Source organism: Propioniciclava soli (genome assembly GCF_038502305.1).
Classification (GTDB): Bacteria; Actinomycetota; Actinomycetes; order Propionibacteriales; family Propionibacteriaceae; genus Propioniciclava; species Propioniciclava soli.
In genome coordinates this window covers 3,445,129-3,463,927 of sequence record NZ_CP115965.1, presented here as the reverse complement: position 1 = coordinate 3,463,927, position 18,799 = coordinate 3,445,129, and the positions used below count along the sequence as shown (strand labels likewise).

Below are 18,799 nucleotides of genomic sequence, written 5' to 3'. Positions count from 1 at the left end.
GAGTTCTCCTCAGGTCGGCAGGTCGGGGGTCAGCTGTGTTGGGCCTGGATGGCCGTGATGGCGATGGTGTTGACGATGTCGTCGACCAGGGCACCGCGCGACAGGTCGTTGACCGGCTTATTCAGCCCCTGCAGCACGGGCCCGACCGCCAGCGCTCCCGCGGAGCGCTGGACCGCTTTGTACGTGTTGTTGCCCGTGTTGAGGTCGGGGAAGATGAACACCGTCGCCTGCCCCGCCACCTCCGAGCCCGGCATCTTCTTCGAGCCCACGGTCGGGTCGACGGCGGCGTCGAACTGGATCGGCCCCTCGACCTTCAGCTCCGGCGCCCGCTGCTTCACCAGCTCCGTGGCCGCGCGCACCTTGTCGACGTCGGCGCCCGAGCCGGACTCACCGGTGGAGTACGACAGCATCGCCACGCGCGGCGTGATGCCGAACGCGACGGCCGTCTCGGCCGAGGAGATCGCGATGTCGGCGAGCTGCTCCGCGCTCGGGTCGGGGTTGACGGCGCAGTCGCCGTAGACGTCCACCCGGTCGGCCATGCACATGAGGAACGACGAACTCACCACCGACACCGAGGGGCGCGTCTTGATGAACTCCAGCGACGGCCGGATCGTGTTGGCCGTGGTGTTCACCGCGCCCGACACCATGCCGTCGGCCATTCCCAGGTGCACCATCATCGTGCCGAAGTAGCTCGGGTCGGTCATCTTCTCCCGCGCCTGCTCCACCGTGACGCCCTTCTTGGCGCGCAGCGTCGCGTACTCCTGCGAGAACCGTTCCACGAGCTCCGGGGAGCCCAGCGACACGATCTCGGCGCCCTCCAGGGAGAACCCGAGCCCGCTCGCGCGGTTCTTGATCTCGGTGGCGTCGCCGAGCAGCACGATGTCGGCCGTGCCGCGGCGCAGCACGAGGGACGCCGCCTCCAGAATCCGGTCGTCGCCCGACTCGGGCAGCACGATCTTCCGCTTGTCCTTGCGGGCCATCTCGGTGAGCTGGTACTCGAACATCAGTGGCGTCCGGATGTTCGACGGCGCGACGTCCATCGCGGCCAGGAGCGCGGCGGCGTCCACGTTCTCGTCGAACAGCCGACGCCCGAGCTCGAGCTTGCGGGGCGAACTCGTCATCGTGCCCTCGAGGTTGAACAGCCGCTCGGCGGTCGTGTAGGTGCCGAGGTCGGTGAGCGCGATCGGCAGCTCGTGGTGCACCGTGTCGATGAGCGCGCTGACCGTGGCGGGGATCTCGTAGCCGCCCACCAGGATCATGCCCGTCAGCTGCGGGAACGCCCCCGAGGTGTGCGCCAGCAGCACGCCCGGGATCAGCTCGGAGCGGTCGCTGGGCACGACCACCGTCGAATCCGGCTGGAGCCGCGCCAGCACGTTGGGCAGCGTCATGCCGCACACGAGGACGCTCTGGCTCTCCAGCTCGATCTTCTCCGGACGCCCGTGCAGCACGCGACCGTCGACCGCGGCCACCTGGTCGTCGAACGACGGGGCCGTCAGCAGCGGGTGGCCCTGCAGCGCGCCGACCACCAGGCCCGGCAGCGCCTCGCCGAGGGCCGCGGCGTAGGCGTCCTCCTCGCCCACCGGCACGCGGGTGGCGAACACGCCGATGACGCCGGCGTGCTGGTGGCGGAACTCGGCCACCGAGGTCTGCGCGAGCTGGACGACCTGCTCCGGCGTCCGCTCCTGCCCCGAGACGGCGAGGGCGACCGGTGCGTTGAGGTTGGCCGCGATGCGGGCGTTGAAGGTGAGCTCGGTGGAGCCGATGACGTCGGTGTAGTCCGACCCGACGATGACGACGGTGTCGTGGCGTTCCGACAGCTCGCCGTACTTGTGGACGATCGTCGCCAGCGCGTCGTCGGCGTCGGCGCGGACGTCGGCGTAGGTCACCCCGACGGCTTCGGCGTAGGAGAGCTCGACGGCGGGCTGGGCGAGCAGCGCCTCGGCGACGCCGTCGCGTCCCTCCGACGTCACGAGCGGGCGGAACACGGCCACCGAGCCGAGGTTCCGGGTGAGGGCGTCGATGACGCCCAGGGCGACGATGGACTTACCGGTCTGGCCTTCGGGGGCCACCACGTAGATGCTCCGAGTCACCGTTTCAGGCTATCGCGTCCGCCCCCGCCCCGGTGCGGGCCGGCTCAGAGGCGCTCGCGCACCCAGGCGATCTGCGCGGGGTGGGGGACGGCGTCGGAGGTCTCGAGGATCACCGGGGCGCCGGCGTCCCGCGCGATGGCGGCCAGCGCGTCCGGGTCGATCTGGCCGCGGCCGAGGATCTCGTGGCGGTCGGCGCCCGAATCGGCCGGGTCGCGGGAGTCGTTGAGGTGCACCAGGTCGATGCGGCCGGTGATGGCGCGGACGTCCGCGACGACCGTCGCCAGGTCGAGCCCGCCGGCGTGCGCGTGGCACGTGTCGAGGCAGAACCCGACGTTCTCCGCACCGTCGGCCGCCTGGACGGCCTCCCACAGCCGCGCGATGCGCTCCAGGTGGCGGGCCATGGCGTTGGTGCCGCCCGCGGTGTTCTCGATGAGAATCGGCACGGTCAGCTCGAGCCCCTCGACGGCCTTGCGCCAGTTGTCGAAGCCGACCTCCGGGTCGTCCTTCGCGCCGAGGTGGCCGCCGTGCACGATGACGCCGCGCGCGCCGATCTCCGTGGCCATCCGCACCTGCTTGGCGAGGATCTGCCGGCTCGGGATGCGCACGCGGTTGTTCGTGGTGGCCACGTTGACGATGTATGGCGCGTGCACGAACACCCCGACGCCCGCGGCCTCCGCCTCCGCGCGGAACCCGGCCGCGCCGTCGGCGTGCGGCACGGCGTGCCCCTTGAACGCCTGCGGGTCACCCAGGAACGTCTGCACGATGTCGAGCCCCTGGGCGGACGCCCTCGCGATCGCGTCCGCGCCCAGGTGTGCGCCGAACTCCAGATTCACGACAGCGCCGTTCAACCCAACCCCCGTCATTCCAGACCGCCCAGCACATCGACGGCCGCCGCGACGTCCTCGACCGGCACGAGCAGGTGGTCGTGGTAGTAGCCGGCGATCACGTTGCACGAGATGCCGACGCGGGCGAGCGCGTTCGTCACCGCGGCGGTCAGCCCCACGGACTCCAGCGAGGAGTGCACCTGCAGCGTGATCCAGCCGAACTCGGCGTCGTAGGCGAGGCCCAGCTCGTCGGCCGCGTCCCGGTCCACCACCAATGTCGTGCCCTCGTCCTCGGTGATGCGCGCGTGCGCGATCACGTCGGGCGGGGTGGGCGTGGTCGTGAACACGTAGCTCCCCGGGCGGACGCGCGGTCGCAGCGCGCCGAGGATCTCGTGGAGGTTGGTCAGGCCGGCCATGGGGTGAGTCTACGAGCCGCGACCGGCCGCGGTGCGAGGCCGTCAGGACGCGAACGCCTTGGCCAGCGCGATCATGCGGGCCCGGAACGCGTCGGACGCCGGCGCGTGGGCGGCGGCGTCCACGGCGTTGAGGACGAGGCGGACGTGGGTCCAGGCGCGCACGCGGTCCTCGTCGAGGCCGGCCACGTCGGTGACGATGTCGGCGCGCAACCGCAGGTGGGCGCGCAGGCTGTGGGCGCGGGCGGCCTCGTCCGCGCGGTTCCACACGATCGGCGCGACCGCGAAGGCCCACTCGGTGGCCAGGGGCTTGGGATCGATGGCCACCCAGGCACCGCGGCCGGCGTCCAGCGGGGCCAGCACGTTGGCGTCGTGCAGGTCGGTGTGGACGAGCCGGTTCGTTGGGGGGTCAACGAGCAACGAGGCCAGCTCGGACGCCGCCTGCTGCGTCATCCGGCGGGGCACCAGGGGAGTCCCGGCCAGCAGGTCACGCCGCCAACGCTCGGTGTGGCTGGCCGCGGTGGTGAATTGCGGCGCCGCCGGTCGATCCAGCCGGGTGAACAGCGTGCCGATCTCCTCGCAGGCCTCCAGCACGCTGACGCCGCGCAGGTCGCGGTCGCCGTCGAGCCGCTCCAGCAGCAGGGCCCAGGAGGCGGGGTCGGCGGCGAGCAGCCGCACCGCACCGTCGCCGTCCCAGTGCCGTAGCGCCAGGTGCTCCAGCGCCGCCTCGGCGTGCGGCCAGGTGAGCTTCAGCGCGGCCCGCTCACCGGAGGCACGGCGCACCGGCACCACCAGCGCACACTCGCCGTGCCACGCGTCGCCGTCGGGGGCCAGCTCCCACGCCGCCAGCCGATCGGCCAGGAGCGACGGCAGGCGGGCGAGCCACGCGTCCCCGCTCACCGGGCCCCCGGGGCCGGCGCCGCGGGCGTCCGGCTTGCGCCCGGCCACGGTGGCGCGGAAGGACTCCGGGATCGGCGTGCTCACCGGGCCATCCTCCCCGGGGCCGCAAGCGCGCGGGATGACCCCGGCACCTACGGAACGGTAACCTCGGGCAGGGAGAGCGGCCGCGGGGGCGATCGCGGCGCCACGACAAGGGAGTTCACGCATGGACCAGGCCCATCTTGCCGTCCGCATGGCGGAGGTCTACGCCCGCCACGGGCGCCGACCCGCGATGCGCATCCTGCGCGGGGACGACTGGCAGACCCTCACGTATGCCGACGTCGAGCGGCGCGTCCGCAGCCTCGCCCGGCACCTGGTGGACGCCGGCGTCCAACCCGGCGACCGCGTCGCGCTGTTCAGCACCAACCGGCCGGAGTGGTCGATCGTCGACCTGGCGCTCCTGACCGTCCGCGCCGTCGTCGTGCCGCTCTACCCGACGAGCACGCCCGACCAGGTGCGCCACATCCTGGCCGACTCGGGCGCGGTGTTCGGCGTCGTCGAGAACGACGGCCTGCTCGGCCGGCTCGCCGAGGTGTGGGACGACCTGCCCGACCTGCGCGGCGTGTGGACGATGGAGGACGCCGACAGTGAGGACGAGCGCGTCACGACCTTGGCCGACATCCTCGCGGCGCCGGCGTCCGACACGGCCGAGGGTGAGGTCGCGCAGCGGCTGGCCGACGCGTCCGGCGACGACGTCGCCTCGATCATCTACACCTCGGGCACGACGGGCGACCCGCGCGGCGCCACGCTGACGCACACCGGCTTCACCTACGAGCTCGATGCGCTCGACTCGTTCTTCACCATCACGGCCGAGGACAGCTCGCTGGCCTTCCTGCCGCTCTCCCACGCCCTGGAGCGGGCCTGGACGTTCAAGGTGCTCATGTCGGGGTGCCTCAACACCTATGTGGCGGATGCCCGCACGGTGGCCGACCAGCTCGTCATCGCCCGGCCCACCATGTTCGTCTCGGTGCCGCGCCTGTACGAGAAGGTGTTCCTGACGGTCCACGAGCGGGTGGCCGGCTCTCCGGCGAAGAAGAAGATCTTCGCGTGGGCGATGGGCGTGGGCGTCCGCGCCCAGCACGCCTTCCGGCAGGGACGCCGCCCCTCGGCTTCGGTGCGCGCCCAGCTGCGGCTCGCCGACAAGCTGGTCTTCACCTCCATCCGCGACGCCCTCGGCGGCCCCAAGACGGTCATGGCCTGTGGCGGCGCCCCCCTGCGGCCGGAGATCGAGGAATTCTTCGGTGCCGCCGGCATGCTGCTGTGCCAGGGCTACGGGCTCACGGAGGCCTCCCCGCTGATCTCGTTCAACGCGCCGGCGGCGTTCAAGTTCGGCACGGTGGGGCGCATCATCGACGGCGGGGAGGTGCGCATCGGTGAGGAGTCCGAGGTGCTGTACCGCGGCCCCAACGTCATGCGGGGCTACTGGAACAACCCCGACGCCAGCGCCGCGGCCGTCGACGACGAGGGCTGGCTGCACACCGGCGACGTCGGCTACGTCGACACCGACGGTTACCTCGTCATCACCGACCGGTTGAAGGACATCATCGTCACCTCGGGCGGCAAGAACATCGCCCCCGCTCCGATCGAGGGCCTGATCCTCGCCGACCCGTTGTTCGAACACGCCGTGGTGCTGGGCAACAACCGGCCCTACGTCACCCTGCTCGTGCGTCCCTCGCCGCCGGCGCTGGAGGAGCTGGCGTCCCAGCTGCAGATCGCCGCCGCGGACGCCGCCGAGCTCGTTCACGCGCCCGAGATCGTCGCCGAGATCAAGCGTCGCGTCGCCGTCCTCACCGAGCGGCTGCCCTCGCAGGAGCAGATCAAGGACCTGCGCGTCGCCTGGGACGAGTTCACGATGGACAACGGGCTGCTCACCCCGACCCTGAAGGTGAAGCGCCGCCAGGTCGAGGAGCGCTTCGCCGCGCTGATCGAGGACATGTACGCCCGCGTCCAGGACGTGCGGGGCAAGAAGGACTGATCGCGCCCGACCACGCTGCAACGCCGCGTGGCCCGCACGCGTGGGACGGGTGTGACGCTGGAGGTGGCCCGGGACATGGAACCCGACGAGCGGGCGGTTGAGCCGCAGACGTTCGACGCCTACGTGCGGGAACGCTCCGTCGCGCTCCAGCGCTTCGCCTACCTGGTGACGCGGCACCCCGAGGACGCCCGCGACGCCGTGCAGGACGCACTGGTCGGGCTGTTCCCGCGGTACGCGCAGGTCGCGGCGGCGGGCTCGGTGGACGCCTACGTGCACCGCTCGATCGCCAATGCCGCGGTGTCGCGGTGGCGCAAGGGGCGTCGCCTCGTCCCGGTCGCCGAGCCGGAGGACGTCCGTGCCGACGGGCGTCCGCTGGAGGAGGCCGTGACCGACGCCGAGGTCGCCTGGGATCTCATCGGGGAACTCCCGCCGGCCCAGCGCACCGCCGTGGTGCTGCGCTATTGGTCGGACGCCACCTTCGCCGACATCGGCGCGGCCCTCGGTTGCCCCGAGGCCACCGCGCGTTCACACGTGCACCGGGCGCTCGCCCGGTTGCGCGCCCACCTGGGGGAGGATGACCATGCCTGACCACCTGCGGCTCGTCGGCGACGCCCGCGACGGGGGGACCGACCGCGCCGAGGAGGCGTTGCGCGCTGCGTTGGCGTCCCGGGCCGCCGACGTCGACGCCGCTCCGCTCGACCCGGACGACCTGCGGGCGCAAGCGGTGCGTCCGGTCGACCTGGGCGCCCGCCGCCGGCGTCGCATCCTGCTCGCCGCCGCGGCCGCCGCCGTCGTGCTGGTGGTGCCCGCCGGGTTCCTGCTGCAGGGGGGCGACCGCTTCAGCGCGGTGCCCGGGGCGGCCTCCGCACGGTCGGAATCCGCAGTCGCCCGCGGGGGTGCACCGACGCAGGACGACGCCGAGGCCAGCGACAACGCTGGCACCGGGGTGGATTCCGCGGACGCATCGCAGGGCGACGTCACCGCGTCGGGTGACACCGGGGCCTCCGAGCCCGTCGCCTGCCCGACGGCGGGGCCGCCGGTGGGGGGCATCGTCAACTTCGTTGCCGTGCTGGACTGGGACGGGCGCACCTACGCGTGGGCTGCGGACGAGCCGGTGGCCGGGTTGGGGGCGGTGCTGGGTGAGGTGCGGTGTTCGATCATCGAGATCTCCGAGGACGGCACGCGCACGGTGCCCGGCCCCTGGCCGGACGGCACCGCGACATTCCTGCCCGTCGGGGCGACCATCCACGAGGTGCCGGGCTTCGACCCGCGCTGCGCCGTGGGCGTCCGCTTCAACGACGCCGACACCCTCCTGCGCGCCATGGACACCCCCGGCTGCCCCTCCTCCTGACCCCGGCCCCGACTGGTCCGCCGCGCCCGGTCTCGCCCACGGGGGCCCACGCCCTGGGGACATCACTTCGCTCCTTGGCCGTAGCGGGGCTCTTCGTGCACGAAGAGCCCTGCTACGGCAGGGGAGCGGAGTGCTTGGCGCATGAGAGCAGCGCTATGTCCGGAGAGCACCGCCACGTTCGGGGAGCGAAGTGGCCCAGGACGACGAGGAGCGCGGCTCCGTGCGGGGAGCCCGGCCAGGGAACAAGAGCGAAGTACGCCGGACGTGGGCGGCTCACGACTCTCGCGCCCGCTGCCCGTGCCCAGGACGCCTACGGCTCGTGCCCAGGACGCCTACGGCGCAGCCTTGGACGCCCGCGGCTCAGCCCCCGGACGCCTGTGGCTCAGGCCTCGGGGTCGTCCGGGGTGTTCACCAGGAAGTGCGCGGCGCGCACCAAATATTCGCGGAGTTCGGCGTCCTCAGCCGCGGGCAGTTCGAGGCTGTCGACGGCGGCCAGCATGTGGAACAGCCAGCGGTCCCGCTGGGTGGGCGTCACGGCGAACGGGCCGTGGCGCAGCCGCAAACGGGGGTGGCCCCGGGTCTCGCCATAGGTCTTCGGGCCGCCCCAGTACTGCTCGAGGAACATGCGCAGCCGGGCGGCGGCCGGGCCCAGGTCCTCCTCCGGGTAGAGCGCGCGCAGCGGCGGGTCGTCGGCCACCCCGGCATAGAAGCGGTCGACGAGGGCCACGAAGGTCGCGTGGCCGCCGACCCGGTCGTAGAACGATGCCGTCACGGCGTCCATGGTGGCAGACGCCCCATTCCCACCCCCGCCGGCGGTCGCGTCAACGACGCAACTCCTCGATGAAGATGTCATTGCCCGGCCCGAGCGGCAGGCCGAGGGAGTAGAAGACGAACAGCAGGGCCAGCCAGCCCAACCAGAACGGCACGACGAACGGGACCATGCCCGACATCAGCGAACCGAACCCGGCCTGCGGGGAGTACCTCCGCAGGTAGGTGAGCAGCACGATCATGTACGGGTTCATGGGTGTGATGACCTGGGTGGCGGAGTCGCCGATGCGGAACGCGGCCTGCACGAACGCCGGTTCGAAGCCCACCAGCCCGAACATGGGCACGAAGACCGCGGCCATGATTGTCCACATCGCCGACCCGGAGATGATGAACAGGTTCAGCAGCGAGCACAGCAGGATGAACAGCACGATGACGCCGAAACCGGTGAGCCCGGTGGCCTCGAGGCCGTCCGCGCCAGCCACGGCGATCCACGAGCCGATGCCCGACCAGTTGAACAGCGCGATGAACTGGCCCATCACGAAGGCGAGCACCAGGAACGGGATCATGTCCTTCAGCGCCAGGCCCATCAGGCGCGGCACGTCGTTGAAGCCCTCGATGGTGCGCGCGCTGCGGCCGTAGACGTAGCCGCCGACGGCGAAGAGCGTGAACACGATGAACACGATCGAGCTCAGCAGCGGCGAGCGCGGCAGGAAGCCGCCGGCCTCGTTGCGCCACGGGGAGAACGGGACCAGCGTGGCGGCCAGCATCACGACGCCGACGCCCAGGACCGCGAGCCCGCCCATCACCAGCCCGCGGCGTTCGTCGGCGGTGAGGGCGTGGTTGACCTCCGCCGCGGTGTCGACGACGACCTCGTTGCCCTCGTCGTCGATCGTGTGGGTGGTGGGTGCGCCGGGGTCGGACGCCTGCGGCGTGGTGGGGACGCCGGTGCGGACGAGGCGCGGCTCGATCACCTTGTCGATGATGAACCCGGCGATGAGGCTGAGCAGCAGGGCGGCGACGATGTTGAAGTAGTAGTTCGACACGGGGTTCACCGGGGCGGCGGCAGCCTCGACGGTCGGGACGGTCGGCAGCACCGCGTTGGTGATGCCGGCGAACAGGGCATCCAGCGAGGTCGGGAAGATCGACGTCGAGTAGCCGGCGCCGGCCGCCGCGAACCCGCCGAGCAGCCCGGCGACGGGGTGGCGTCCGACCGCGGCGAAGGCCAGCGCGGCCAACGGCGGCAGGATGACGAACACCGAATCGGCCATGATCGAGCCGACGACGCCCAGGAAGCCGACCATGTAGGGCAGCAGCCAGCGCGGCGCCGAGCCGATGGCCGCCCGGATCGCCGCGGAGAGGAAGCCGGTCTTCTCCGCGATGCCGATGGCGAGCAGGATCGGCAGCACCGTCACGAGCGGCGGGAAGCCGAGGTAGTTCGGCCCGAGGTTGGCCGTGAACCACGCCAGCCCCTCGCCGGTGAACAGCCCGCGGACGGGCGTGACCTCCTCGGCCCCGGGCACCTGGACGCTCACACCCGCCCACGCCGCGATCGTGCCGACGACGCCGACGATGCCGAACAGCCACAGGAACAGGTTGAAGGGCTGCGGCAGCTTGTTGCCTGCCGCCTCGAGCCCGGAGAGCAGGCGGTCGCTGAGCGTGCGCTTCTCGACGGTGCCGTGGGTCATGGGGGCCTCCTCGGTCGGTGGGGAATCAGGGGGGACGGATGGGGCTAGGTCAGGTCGTCGAAGAGGTGCTCGACGTCGACGACGCCACCGGCGGCGGCGAAGTCCTCGGCCACGGCGGCGGCCAGGGCGTCGTCGGTGAGGAAGTCCAGCGCGGTCGCAGCGAGCCCGTAGGCGCCGTCGGCCACGGCGTCCTGCGCGGCGTCCGAGCCGGCGGCGTCGGCGAACGCGCGGGTGTGGAGGGCGACAGAGGAGTCGGCGATCTTGAGCAGCGGGTGGATGCCGGGGACGCGCAGGCTGACGTTGCCGAAATCGGTGGACGCGGCGAGCGTCTCGGGCACGACGCCGAACGGCAGCGCCTGGCGTCCGCGCCGCGCCTGGGCTTGGGCCCACCGCCCGGTGAGCGGGCCGTTGCTGCGGACGGGGAGCGAGGGCGGGTGGGAGTCCCATTCGAGCTGGACGCCCACGCCGGCCATGAGCGCTGCGCCGTGCGCGAGGTCGTTGACGCGGGCGGACAGATCGACGAGGCTCTCGGTGTACTTGGAGCGAACGTAGAGCTGCAGCGAGGCCGTCTCGGGGATGATGGACGGCCGCGTGCCACCGTCGGTGATGACGGCGTGGACGCGGTCCACCGGCAGCATCTGCTGCCGCAGCAACCCGAGCCCGGTGTAGAAGAGCGTGGCGGCGTCCAGCGCGTTGCGGCCCATGAACGGCTCGGCGGAGGCGTGGGCCGTCACCCCGGTGAACGTGAGCCGGGCGGTGCGGCGTCCGAGCCAGGCCTGGTCGGCCAGGTCGTAGCCGTAGGGATGCAGCATGATCGCGGCGTCGAGCCCGTCGAAGGCGCCCTCGCGGGCGAGGTACTCCTTGCCGGTGTGGCCCTCCTCGGCCGGCGTGCCGAGCAGCACGACGCGGCCACGGACGGCGTCCGGGTGGGCCTCGGCGAGCCGCCGCAGCGCCAGGAACGCACCCACGGCCGCCCCGGCGATGACGTTGTGGCCGCAGGCGTGGCCGATCTCGGGCAGGGCGTCGTACTCGGCGAGCAGCGCCACGGTCCGCCCGCCCTCGCCAGCGGTGAACTCGGCCCGCAGTGCGGTGTCGAGGCCGTGGACGCCCACGCTGGCCGCCTGGCCCTCGCGCTCGAGCAGGTCGGCGATCCGGGCGACGCTGCGGTGCTCGGCGAACGCGGTCTCGGGGTCGGCGTGCAGGGCGGCGGCCAGCTCGGCCACGGCCGGGTGGACGTCGGCGACGGCGCGCTCAAGTGCGGCGTGGGCGTCCTCGGGGGCGCCGGCGAAGTCGGACGTGAGCCGGCCGGCGGCGCAGCGTCGATCCTCGGTCTCCCGGGCGGTCTGCTCGGAGTAGAAGGCGGACGGGGTGCTCGGCGTCGTGGGGGAACTCACGGAAAGGCACCCTAGCCAGATCGGGGTGCGCGGGGTGTTGCGATCATGTGAACCCGGGGCGGCGTCACGTGGTGGGGCGCCGATTGGCCCGCCCTCCGGAGCGTGGAGTAGCATGGGCCGTTGGTGCGTCCTTCGGGAGGCACCGGCATATGCCCTCCTGCCCCGGGAAGTCCCCGTGGCCGCCAGACCAGAGGAGGTGGGGATACACGTATGCGTTCCTACGAGATCATGGTGATCGTGCACCCCGACGTCGATGACCGCCAGGTCGCCGGCGTCGTCGAGAAGCCGCTCGAAGGCCTGAAGGCCGCGGGTGGCACGGTGGACAACATCGAGCACTGGGGCCGTCGCCGGCTGGCGTACGACATCCAGAAGAAGTCCGAAGGCGTCTACTCGGTCATCAACGTGACCGCCGAGCCGGACGTCGTCAAGGAGCTCGATCGCCAGTACACGCTGAACGAGCAGATCATGCGCACGAAGGTGCTGCGCCCCGATCTGCACCACTGACGCGAGTTCTCCACAGGGTTGGTCGCGGACGCTACCGCCGCCTCGGCGGGGCCTGCGAGACTGACCCAGAACTCACTCATCACGACCGATTTCGGAGACATCCATGGCAGGCGAAACCACCATCACGCTCGTCGGCAATCTGACCGCCGATCCTGAGCTGCGCTTCACCCCGTCCGGGGCTCCGGTCGCCAACTTCACGGTGGCGTCCACCCCCCGCACGTTCGATCGCCAGACGAACGAGTGGAAGGACGGCGACGCCATGTTCCTCAACTGCGCTGTGTGGCGCCAGGCCGCCGAGAACGTGGCCGAGACGCTCACCAAGGGCATGCGGGTGATCGTGCAGGGCCGGCTGAAGAGCCGCTCCTACGAGACCCGCGAGGGCGAGCGCCGCACGGTGTTCGAGGTGGACGTCGACGAGATCGGCCCCTCCCTGCGCTACGCGACGGCCAAGGTCAACCGCACCAGCGGTGGCGGCGGCGGTGGCTACAGCCAGGGCGGCTCCGGTGGGGGCGGCGACTCCTGGTCGTCGTCCAACAACAACCAGGGCCAGGGTGGCTCCGGGGGCGGCGGTTACAGCAACAACCGTCCCCAGCAGCCGCAGAACGACCCGTGGGCCAGCGCGCAGAGCGACGAGCCCCCGTTCTGATCGGCGGTTCGGACGCCGCGGCGTCCGGTCGGCCACCCGTTCATCCACACCCACGTCATTCCGGCCCCGTGCCGGGCTCGCTTGAAGGAGCACCACAATGGCTGCACAGCGTAAGCCTGTGAACAAGAAGAAGATCGCCCCGGCGAAGTCGATCAAGATCGGACACGTCGACTACAAGGACACCGCGACCCTGCGGAAGTTCATCTCCGAGCGCGGGAAGATCCGCGCCCGCCGCGTGACCGGCCTCTCCGTGCAGGAGCAGCGCAAGGTCGCCATCGCCATCAAGAACGCGCGCGAGGTGGCCCTGCTGCCCTACGCGTCGACCGCTCGCTGAGAAAGGACGTCGGACATGAAGCTCATCCTGACTGCCGCCGTCGACCACCTCGGCATCGCCGGTGACATCGTCGAGGTCAAGGACGGCTACGGCCGCAACTACCTCCTGCCCCGGGGCTACGCGATCCGCTGGACGCGCGGCGCCGAGAAGCAGATCGAGGGCATCAGCCGGGCCCGCGAGGCCCGCACCGTGCGTGACAACAGCCACGCCCTGGAGCTGCGCGGTCAGCTCGAGGACCTGTCGGTCGAGCTGTCGGCCCGCGCCGCCGGCGAGGGTCGGCTGTTCGGTGCGATCACGGCCGCCGACGTGGCCGCCGCGATCAAGAAGGCCGGCGGCCCCGCCGTCGCCAAGCGCGCCGTGCAGATCGCCAAGCCGATCAAGACGGTCGGCGAGCACAAGGTCGGCGTCAAGCTGACCGAGGCCGTCACCGCGCACCTGCCGGTGAAGGTCGTCGCCGCCTGAGGCGTCGAGCAACGCAACGCACCGCGCACGCCGGTCGGATCCCCGGGATCCGGCCGGCGTTCGCCTATCCTGACGCCATGACCGACGCCCCCGAACCCGACGTCGAGGCCCTGGACGAAGGTCCGCACGACGCCGGCGGCCCGGTCATCGGGCCGACCGAGCGCGTGGTGGGCCTGGCGGCGTTGGCCGCAGTGCTGGTGGCGGCCGGGTTCGGGCTCCAGGCGGTGCGTGGCGCGGCGTCCGACGCGGTATCACCCGCCCCGGCGCCGGCACCGACCTACACCCCCGTCGCGATCCCCGACGAGGCCCGCACCACGGTGTACCGCTCCGACGTGACGGCCACCGGTGAGTTCGCGGGCGCGAGCCTCACCATCGACCCGGTGACGGCGGGGGAGTCCACGAACGCCTACGCCCTGCAGGTCGAGACCGGGACGAACATCGACCCGGACGCCGCGGCCCGCGCCGTCCAGGCGGCGCTGGACGACCCGCGCGGCTGGGCCGGGTTCGGCCGCAACGACTTCCGGCTCGTGCCGTTCGGGTCGGCGCCGATGGCCGGCGCCACCGCCCAGAGCGACGCGGCGGCGTCCGGCCTCGCCTTCGTGGTCACGATCGCGTCGCCGACCACCGCGGACACCCTGTGCGGCGAGGATGCCGCGACCGAGGGCCTGTGGAGCTGCACGGTCGGCCAGCACATCGTGCTCAACAGCGACCGGTGGCACTACATGGTGCCGACCTTCAACAACCTCGACGAGTACCGCGCCTATCTCGTCAATCACCAGGTCGGATTGTTCCTGGGCCAGGCGGTCGGCTTCTGCACGACGCCGGGCGAGCCCGCCCCGGTGATGGCTGAGCAGGAGAAGGACCTCGCCGGCTGCCTCCCGAACGCCTGGCCCCACCTCACCTGACCCACCCCGTGGCAGCGCCCGTGCCCGACTCGTGACCGATTCGTGACCGCACCGGCCGCCACGAACCGGGCGGGTGGCGCGTGGGGCAGTCATGGACACCTTGCCACTGCCCCGGGCCCTCGGCGCCCTGGCCGCCGCCCTGATGCTGCTTGCCGGTTGTTCGAGCCCGGCAGGCACCGACACCGCCGCCTCCCGGCCGGCGCTACCGAGTGTCGGCGAGGTGTATCCCGGCGACGCCGCCGACGCGTCCGGCGCCGAGGAGGGCAGCGGCGGGGCACCCGTCGGGGCCGGGGACGAGCGTGCCCAGCGGCAAGTGGCGCGGTCGGCGTCCGTCACCGTGGCGACGCCGGACGCGGCGGCCGCGGCGCAGCGCGTCCGCGACATCGCGGCCCACCGCTCCGGCTGGATCGCCAGTGAGTACCTCGGCATGCAGCAGGACGGCACGCGGCCGAGTGAGGCCCACCTGACGCTGTCGGTGCCCGCCGACGCCTTGGACGCCACCCTCGACGACCTCGCCACGGTCGGCACCCTGCTGAACCGATCGATCCTGGCCGCCGACGTGACCGACATGGTCGTCGACGTCGATGCCCGCATCCGGAGCCTCGAGGCCTCCATCGCCCGCGTGGAGGCGCTGATGGAGCGGGCCGGCACGGTGGCGGAGATCGCGACGGTGGAGAAGGAGCTCGCCAGCCGCCAGTCGGAGCTTGAGGTGCTGCGCTCCCAGCAGGCGTACTACGCGTCGATCACGCAGCGGGCCAGCGTCGACGTGGCGCTCACCGCCCCCGCCACGGCGTCGGCCAACCCGCTGTGGGCCGGCCTGCTCGGTGGCTGGGACGCCCTCGGCGCCTCCGCCCGGCTGCTGCTCGTCGTCGTCGGCGCGCTGCTGCCGTTCGCGGTGGTGGCGCTGCTCATCGCGGCGCCGGTGGTCTGGTTCGTACGCCGCCGCCGGACGCGCCGGGACGCCGCTGCCGCCGCCACCGCACCCGGGGAGGCCGAGGCGTCGGGAGAGACATCCGGGGCCAGCTCCGTCACTCAGGGCTGAGGCGACGCGACGGCCTCGGGCGGCTGGTGGCTCCGGGCCACCCAGACAGCCCGGGCCACGAGCGCCAAGGTCAGCACCACGCCGACGATGCGCCACACGAGGCCCTCGGCGATGAACAGGCACACGAGCGCGGTCAGGGTGGGGACGAGGAAGACGAACGTCCAGCGCACGTAGCCGGCGAAGCTCGGCATCCGGACGCCGGCGGCGTCCGCCACGGACTTCGTCATGAAGTTCGGGCCGTTGCCGATGTAGGTGATCGCCCCGCACAGCACGGCGCCCAGCGAGATGGCGACCAGGTAGGCCTCGGGCACGTCGGCGACGCGCGGCTCGCCAGGCAGCTGGGCCGCCATCTCGAAGAAGGTGGCATAGGTGGGCGCGTTGTCCAGCACGGCCGAGAGCCCGCCGGAGAACACGAAGAACGTCACCCGGTTCAGCGGCAGCGACGGCGCGACCTGCGCGAGGTAGATCAGGGCGGGCACCATCGTGACGAAGATGCCGACGAACAACGCGGCGACCTCGCCGATGGGCCCCCAGGTGAACTGGTTGAGCCGGAACCGCACGTCGGAGTCGCCGAGCGCGAACGAGAGGGCCGCCGCTGTCAGGAACATCAACTCGCGCCACGGCACCCACGCCGTCCAGGCAGCGTGGCCGGCCTCGATGGCGTGCAGGTCGACCGACGGCACGAACGCCACCGCCACGATGATCAGGGCGAAGAAGGCGAAGTTCAGGCCCCCGGCGATGCCCAGCGGACGCTGCGCGCCGGCGTCCCACGCGAGGGCCTCGGGGGTCTCGCGGGCGTACTCCCGGCGGTCGAGGGCGTAGTAGGTGAGCAGCAGCAGTCCGTTGACGAAGAGCCACTCGGGGAACAGGGAGAGGGTCCAGGTGAAGGGGACGCCGCGCAGGAACCCCAGGAACAGCGGCGGGTCACCGAGCGGCGTCAACAGCCCGCCGCAGTTCGCCACGATGAGAATGGTGAACACGACGGTGTGGATGCGGTGGGCCCGCTCGCGGTTCGTGTTCAGCAGCGGCCGGATCAGCAGCATCGCCGCCCCCGTCGTCCCGATGAAGGACGCGAGCACGGCGCCGACCGCCAGGAAGGTCGTGTTGTTCCGTGGGGTGGCGCGGATGTCGCCGAGCAGGAAGATGCCGCCCGACACGACGAACAGGGCGAGGAGCAGGGTGATGAACTGCACGTACTCCACCAGCGCGTGGGCGATCTCGGTGCCGTGACCGGCCAGCACGAACCAGGCGGCGACGGGGAGGGCGAGCACGAGCGCCACCGTCAGCTTCGTCGTGTTGCGCTCCCACACGTGCTCGGTGGCCGGCACCAGCGGCAGGATGGCGATGGCCGCGAGCAGCAGCGCGAACGGGATGATGCTCCACCATTCGACGACCATGATGCCGGGTCTCCTCGCGTTGGGGTGCGATGGAGCAAGTCTGGCAGGGCACGGACGCCGCCGCGGCCCGTTCCGCGGCCTGCAACAGGGCCGTTACGTCGCCGGGTCGTCCTTGGCAGCCGCCGCCCCGGTGGGCGACTCGAGCGGGGCAAACGTGAACGAGCCGAGCGCGGACGTCGGCGGCAGGTGACCCGGGCGGAACGCCTCCGGCTCGCTGCCGGGTGGCGGGGCCGTGGGATCCTCACCGGGCGTGAACGGGCGCGGGTTCTCACCGAGCGCAGCCTGGATCGCGCGATCCAGGTCGTCGCGCGCCACCGGGTGGTGCTTGCGGGTCTCGGGCATGCCCGAATCCTAGCCCGGGCGCCCCCGTCGACCCGGCTACGGCGTGGGGGTGGCCGAGGCGGTCGGCGTGGCCGACGCGGTCGGGGTCGCCGAGTTGGACGGGGTGGCGGTGGCAGAGGGGCTCGCGGAGGCACTCCGCAAGGCCGGTGCGAGGGCGGTCGGAGTCACCGGAGCAGCGGAGGCGTCCGAGCTCGGCGACGCCGAGGGCGTCGGGGTCGGGTCGGGGCTGGGCTCCGGCGTCGGCTCCGGCGTGGGCTCGGGAGTCGGGTCCGGCGTCGGCGTTGAGCCGTCGGTGGGCGGGGTCGGCTCACCGGAGGGATCCGGGACCGGCGTGCAGGTGGGCTGCGGCGCCGGGACGTTCTCACCGGGGGCACCCGGGTCGGCGGGATCGGTCGGAGGCGCGGGATCGGTGGGCGTGGGTTCCGGGGGGCATGGCGGCAATGGGTCGCCCGGCTGCGCCGGATCGGGCGTGGGCGTCGGCGTGGGGCTGGGCGTCACCGGCGCGCCCGGGTCGGGCGTGGGGGGGGGGGTGGCGGGATCGGGCGTCACGTCCGCTCCCGGGGCCGGCACCGGGGCGGCCGGCTGCGGCGTCACGACCGGCGTGGGCAGCGAGCTGGACGGCGCCCTCGGCGGGGTGACCCGCGTGGTCGGGAGCTGCGTCAGGGTGGCGGTGGTGGGCACCGAGCGGCGCGCCATGCCCATCAGCTGCGCGTGCGGGGCGCCCGCGAGCACACCGGCGGGGTCGACGAAGTGCCCGTTGATGAGCACCTCGAAGTGCAGGTGGCAGGCGGTGGACAGCCCGGTGGTGCCAGAGAGGCCGATCACCTGCCCGCGCGTGACGCGGTCACCCACCGCGGCGCCGAGCACCGACAGGTGGGCATAGCGCGTGGTGAGACGGTCCTCGTCCACCGTGCCGTGGTCGATCTCGACGAGGTTGCCGTAACCGCCGGCGGACGCCGAGCGCGTCACCGTGCCGTCGGCCATGGCGACGACGGGGGTGCCGCAGGCGGCGGTCATGTCCGAGCCGTTGTGCATGCGGGAGTACTTCAGGATGGGGTGGAACCGCATGCCGTAGGCCGAGGTGATCGGCCCGGGCACCGGGGACATGTAGCGGGCCAGGGCCAACGGGTTGGCGGTACCGAAGTACCGGGCGGCGGCATCACCGGTGAGCAGCGTCCCGGTCGTCGGGTCGAACACGCTCAGCGACGGCACGCCTCCCAGCAGCATCCCGGCGGGCCGCGGCAGCCCGCTCGCGCCCGTGGCCACGAAGCCGTCGGCCATGCTCAGGTCGCCCGAACCACCCGTCAGCGGCAGGGCGCGTTGGGAGGCCAGGAGCTGTGCGGCGTAGGAGTCGACCTCGGCGTAGCTGGCCCGCAACGGCGTGCTCGACGTGCCGGGGGTGGCACGCTCAGCCACCGGACGCGGCGCCGGCGCCGCCACCGAGGGGGTCCCGGTGGCCGCAGCGGCCAGGGGCGCCAGCAGAAGGCTGGACGCGGCGATGACGGAGACGGCGAGAGCAGGGCGAACAGCAGCGACGCGCCGGGGTGGCACTTCTCGCCGTGAGCGAGCGTGAACGCGTGACATGGCTTCCTTGGGCTAGGCCGGGCGGGGGGGAAGGCCCCGGACGGAACTGCTGCTCGAAGCTTCCCTCACCGGGCCCCAGAAGTCCAGTCCCCCGAGGGGGACGCAATTCAATCTTCCGCGGCCCTCGGATCCCGAGGCGGGCTG

At 72.4% G+C, this 18,799-nt stretch carries 19 protein-coding genes; 9 read left to right on the top strand and 10 right to left on the bottom strand.

The window, feature by feature from the left end:
- Nucleotides 1–29: 29 nt before the first annotated feature.
- Genes pta through PCC79_RS15665 form a run of 4 tightly spaced genes read right to left on the bottom strand, consistent with a single transcriptional unit; the run spans nucleotide 30 to nucleotide 4,311 of the window.
- A complete protein-coding gene (gene pta, locus PCC79_RS15680) occupies nucleotides 30–2,090 on the bottom strand; it encodes a phosphate acetyltransferase (protein ID WP_342372382.1) in 2,061 nt (686 codons plus the stop codon).
- A gap of 44 nt (nucleotides 2,091–2,134) precedes the next feature.
- Entirely contained in the window at nucleotides 2,135–2,953 is an 819-nt protein-coding gene (locus tag PCC79_RS15675) for a deoxyribonuclease IV (protein WP_342372381.1), read from the bottom strand.
- Nucleotides 2,950–3,330, bottom strand: coding sequence for an ACT domain-containing protein (locus PCC79_RS15670; protein ID WP_232547140.1), 381 nt, complete (start codon nucleotides 3,328–3,330; stop codon nucleotides 2,950–2,952). Before PCC79_RS15670 ends, PCC79_RS15675 begins: the two co-directional genes overlap by 4 nt.
- Before the next feature lie 42 nt (nucleotides 3,331–3,372).
- Nucleotides 3,373–4,311, bottom strand: a complete 939-nt coding sequence (locus PCC79_RS15665) for an aminoglycoside phosphotransferase family protein (protein ID WP_342372380.1) — start codon at nucleotides 4,309–4,311, stop codon at nucleotides 3,373–3,375.
- Between the two features lie 121 nt (nucleotides 4,312–4,432).
- Between PCC79_RS15665 and PCC79_RS15660 the strand changes: the two genes are divergently transcribed.
- From PCC79_RS15660 to PCC79_RS15650, 3 genes are read left to right on the top strand one after another with little or no spacing between them, the layout of a single operon-like run.
- Complete coding sequence (locus PCC79_RS15660) at nucleotides 4,433–6,241, top strand: long-chain fatty acid--CoA ligase (RefSeq protein WP_342372379.1); 1,809 nt, start codon at nucleotides 4,433–4,435, stop codon at nucleotides 6,239–6,241.
- 27 nt (nucleotides 6,242–6,268) lie between these two features.
- Nucleotides 6,269–6,829, top strand: a complete 561-nt coding sequence (locus PCC79_RS15655) for an RNA polymerase sigma factor (protein ID WP_342372378.1) — start codon at nucleotides 6,269–6,271, stop codon at nucleotides 6,827–6,829.
- Nucleotides 6,822–7,592 carry a hypothetical protein gene (locus PCC79_RS15650; RefSeq protein ID WP_342372377.1) on the top strand — a complete coding sequence of 257 codons (771 nt, stop codon included), beginning with the start codon at nucleotides 6,822–6,824 and terminating at the stop codon, nucleotides 7,590–7,592. The genes PCC79_RS15655 and PCC79_RS15650 overlap by 8 nt, the downstream gene beginning before the upstream one ends.
- Nucleotides 7,593–7,974: 382 nt before the next feature.
- Here PCC79_RS15650 and PCC79_RS15645 read toward each other — a convergent pair whose 3' ends face one another.
- Genes PCC79_RS15645 through PCC79_RS15635 form a run of 3 tightly spaced genes read right to left on the bottom strand, consistent with a single transcriptional unit; the run spans nucleotide 7,975 to nucleotide 11,439 of the window.
- Complete coding sequence (locus PCC79_RS15645) at nucleotides 7,975–8,373, bottom strand: globin (protein ID WP_269778955.1); 399 nt, start codon at nucleotides 8,371–8,373, stop codon at nucleotides 7,975–7,977.
- Nucleotides 8,374–8,413: 40 nt separating this feature from the next.
- Nucleotides 8,414–10,045 (bottom strand): AbgT family transporter, encoded by a 1,632-nt coding sequence (locus tag PCC79_RS15640; protein ID WP_342372376.1) that lies wholly within the window; start codon nucleotides 10,043–10,045, stop codon nucleotides 8,414–8,416.
- Between the two features lie 44 nt (nucleotides 10,046–10,089).
- Nucleotides 10,090–11,439, bottom strand: a complete 1,350-nt coding sequence (locus PCC79_RS15635) for a M20 family metallopeptidase (protein WP_232547147.1) — start codon at nucleotides 11,437–11,439, stop codon at nucleotides 10,090–10,092.
- Nucleotides 11,440–11,649: 210 nt separating this feature from the next.
- Here PCC79_RS15635 and rpsF point away from each other — a divergent pair, with 210 nt between their 5' ends.
- The 6 genes from rpsF to PCC79_RS15605 all read left to right on the top strand — a co-directional run bounded on the left by rpsF (nucleotide 11,650) and on the right by PCC79_RS15605 (nucleotide 15,332).
- On the top strand, nucleotides 11,650–11,943 hold the full coding sequence (gene rpsF / locus PCC79_RS15630; RefSeq protein ID WP_232547148.1) for a 30S ribosomal protein S6: 294 nt from the start codon (nucleotides 11,650–11,652) through the stop codon (nucleotides 11,941–11,943).
- Between the two features lie 103 nt (nucleotides 11,944–12,046).
- Nucleotides 12,047–12,589 carry a single-stranded DNA-binding protein gene (locus PCC79_RS15625; protein ID WP_342372375.1) on the top strand — a complete coding sequence of 181 codons (543 nt, stop codon included), beginning with the start codon at nucleotides 12,047–12,049 and terminating at the stop codon, nucleotides 12,587–12,589.
- A gap of 97 nt (nucleotides 12,590–12,686) precedes the next feature.
- Nucleotides 12,687–12,923, top strand: coding sequence for a 30S ribosomal protein S18 (rpsR, locus tag PCC79_RS15620; RefSeq protein ID WP_232547150.1), 237 nt, complete (start codon nucleotides 12,687–12,689; stop codon nucleotides 12,921–12,923).
- A gap of 15 nt (nucleotides 12,924–12,938) precedes the next feature.
- Nucleotides 12,939–13,385, top strand: a complete 447-nt coding sequence (gene rplI / locus PCC79_RS15615) for a 50S ribosomal protein L9 (protein WP_342372374.1) — start codon at nucleotides 12,939–12,941, stop codon at nucleotides 13,383–13,385.
- Between the two features lie 77 nt (nucleotides 13,386–13,462).
- Nucleotides 13,463–14,290: a DUF3152 domain-containing protein gene (locus PCC79_RS15610; RefSeq protein WP_232547152.1), complete on the top strand. Its 828-nt coding sequence runs from the start codon at nucleotides 13,463–13,465 to the stop codon at nucleotides 14,288–14,290.
- 91 nt (nucleotides 14,291–14,381) lie between these two features.
- Complete coding sequence (locus PCC79_RS15605) at nucleotides 14,382–15,332, top strand: DUF4349 domain-containing protein (protein ID WP_342372373.1); 951 nt, start codon at nucleotides 14,382–14,384, stop codon at nucleotides 15,330–15,332.
- On the opposite strand, the gene PCC79_RS15600 is transcribed toward PCC79_RS15605, so the two are convergent.
- The 3 genes from PCC79_RS15600 to PCC79_RS15590 form a co-directional block, all read right to left on the bottom strand.
- Nucleotides 15,323–16,729, bottom strand: a complete 1,407-nt coding sequence (locus tag PCC79_RS15600; protein WP_342372372.1) for a sodium:proton antiporter — start codon at nucleotides 16,727–16,729, stop codon at nucleotides 15,323–15,325. The genes PCC79_RS15605 and PCC79_RS15600 overlap by 10 nt on opposite strands.
- Before the next feature lie 93 nt (nucleotides 16,730–16,822).
- On the bottom strand, nucleotides 16,823–17,071 hold the full coding sequence (locus tag PCC79_RS15595; protein ID WP_232547155.1) for a hypothetical protein: 249 nt from the start codon (nucleotides 17,069–17,071) through the stop codon (nucleotides 16,823–16,825).
- Between the two features lie 36 nt (nucleotides 17,072–17,107).
- Entirely contained in the window at nucleotides 17,108–18,655 is a 1,548-nt protein-coding gene (locus tag PCC79_RS15590) for a M23 family metallopeptidase (RefSeq protein WP_342372371.1), read from the bottom strand.
- Nucleotides 18,656–18,799: the final 144 nt, after the last annotated feature.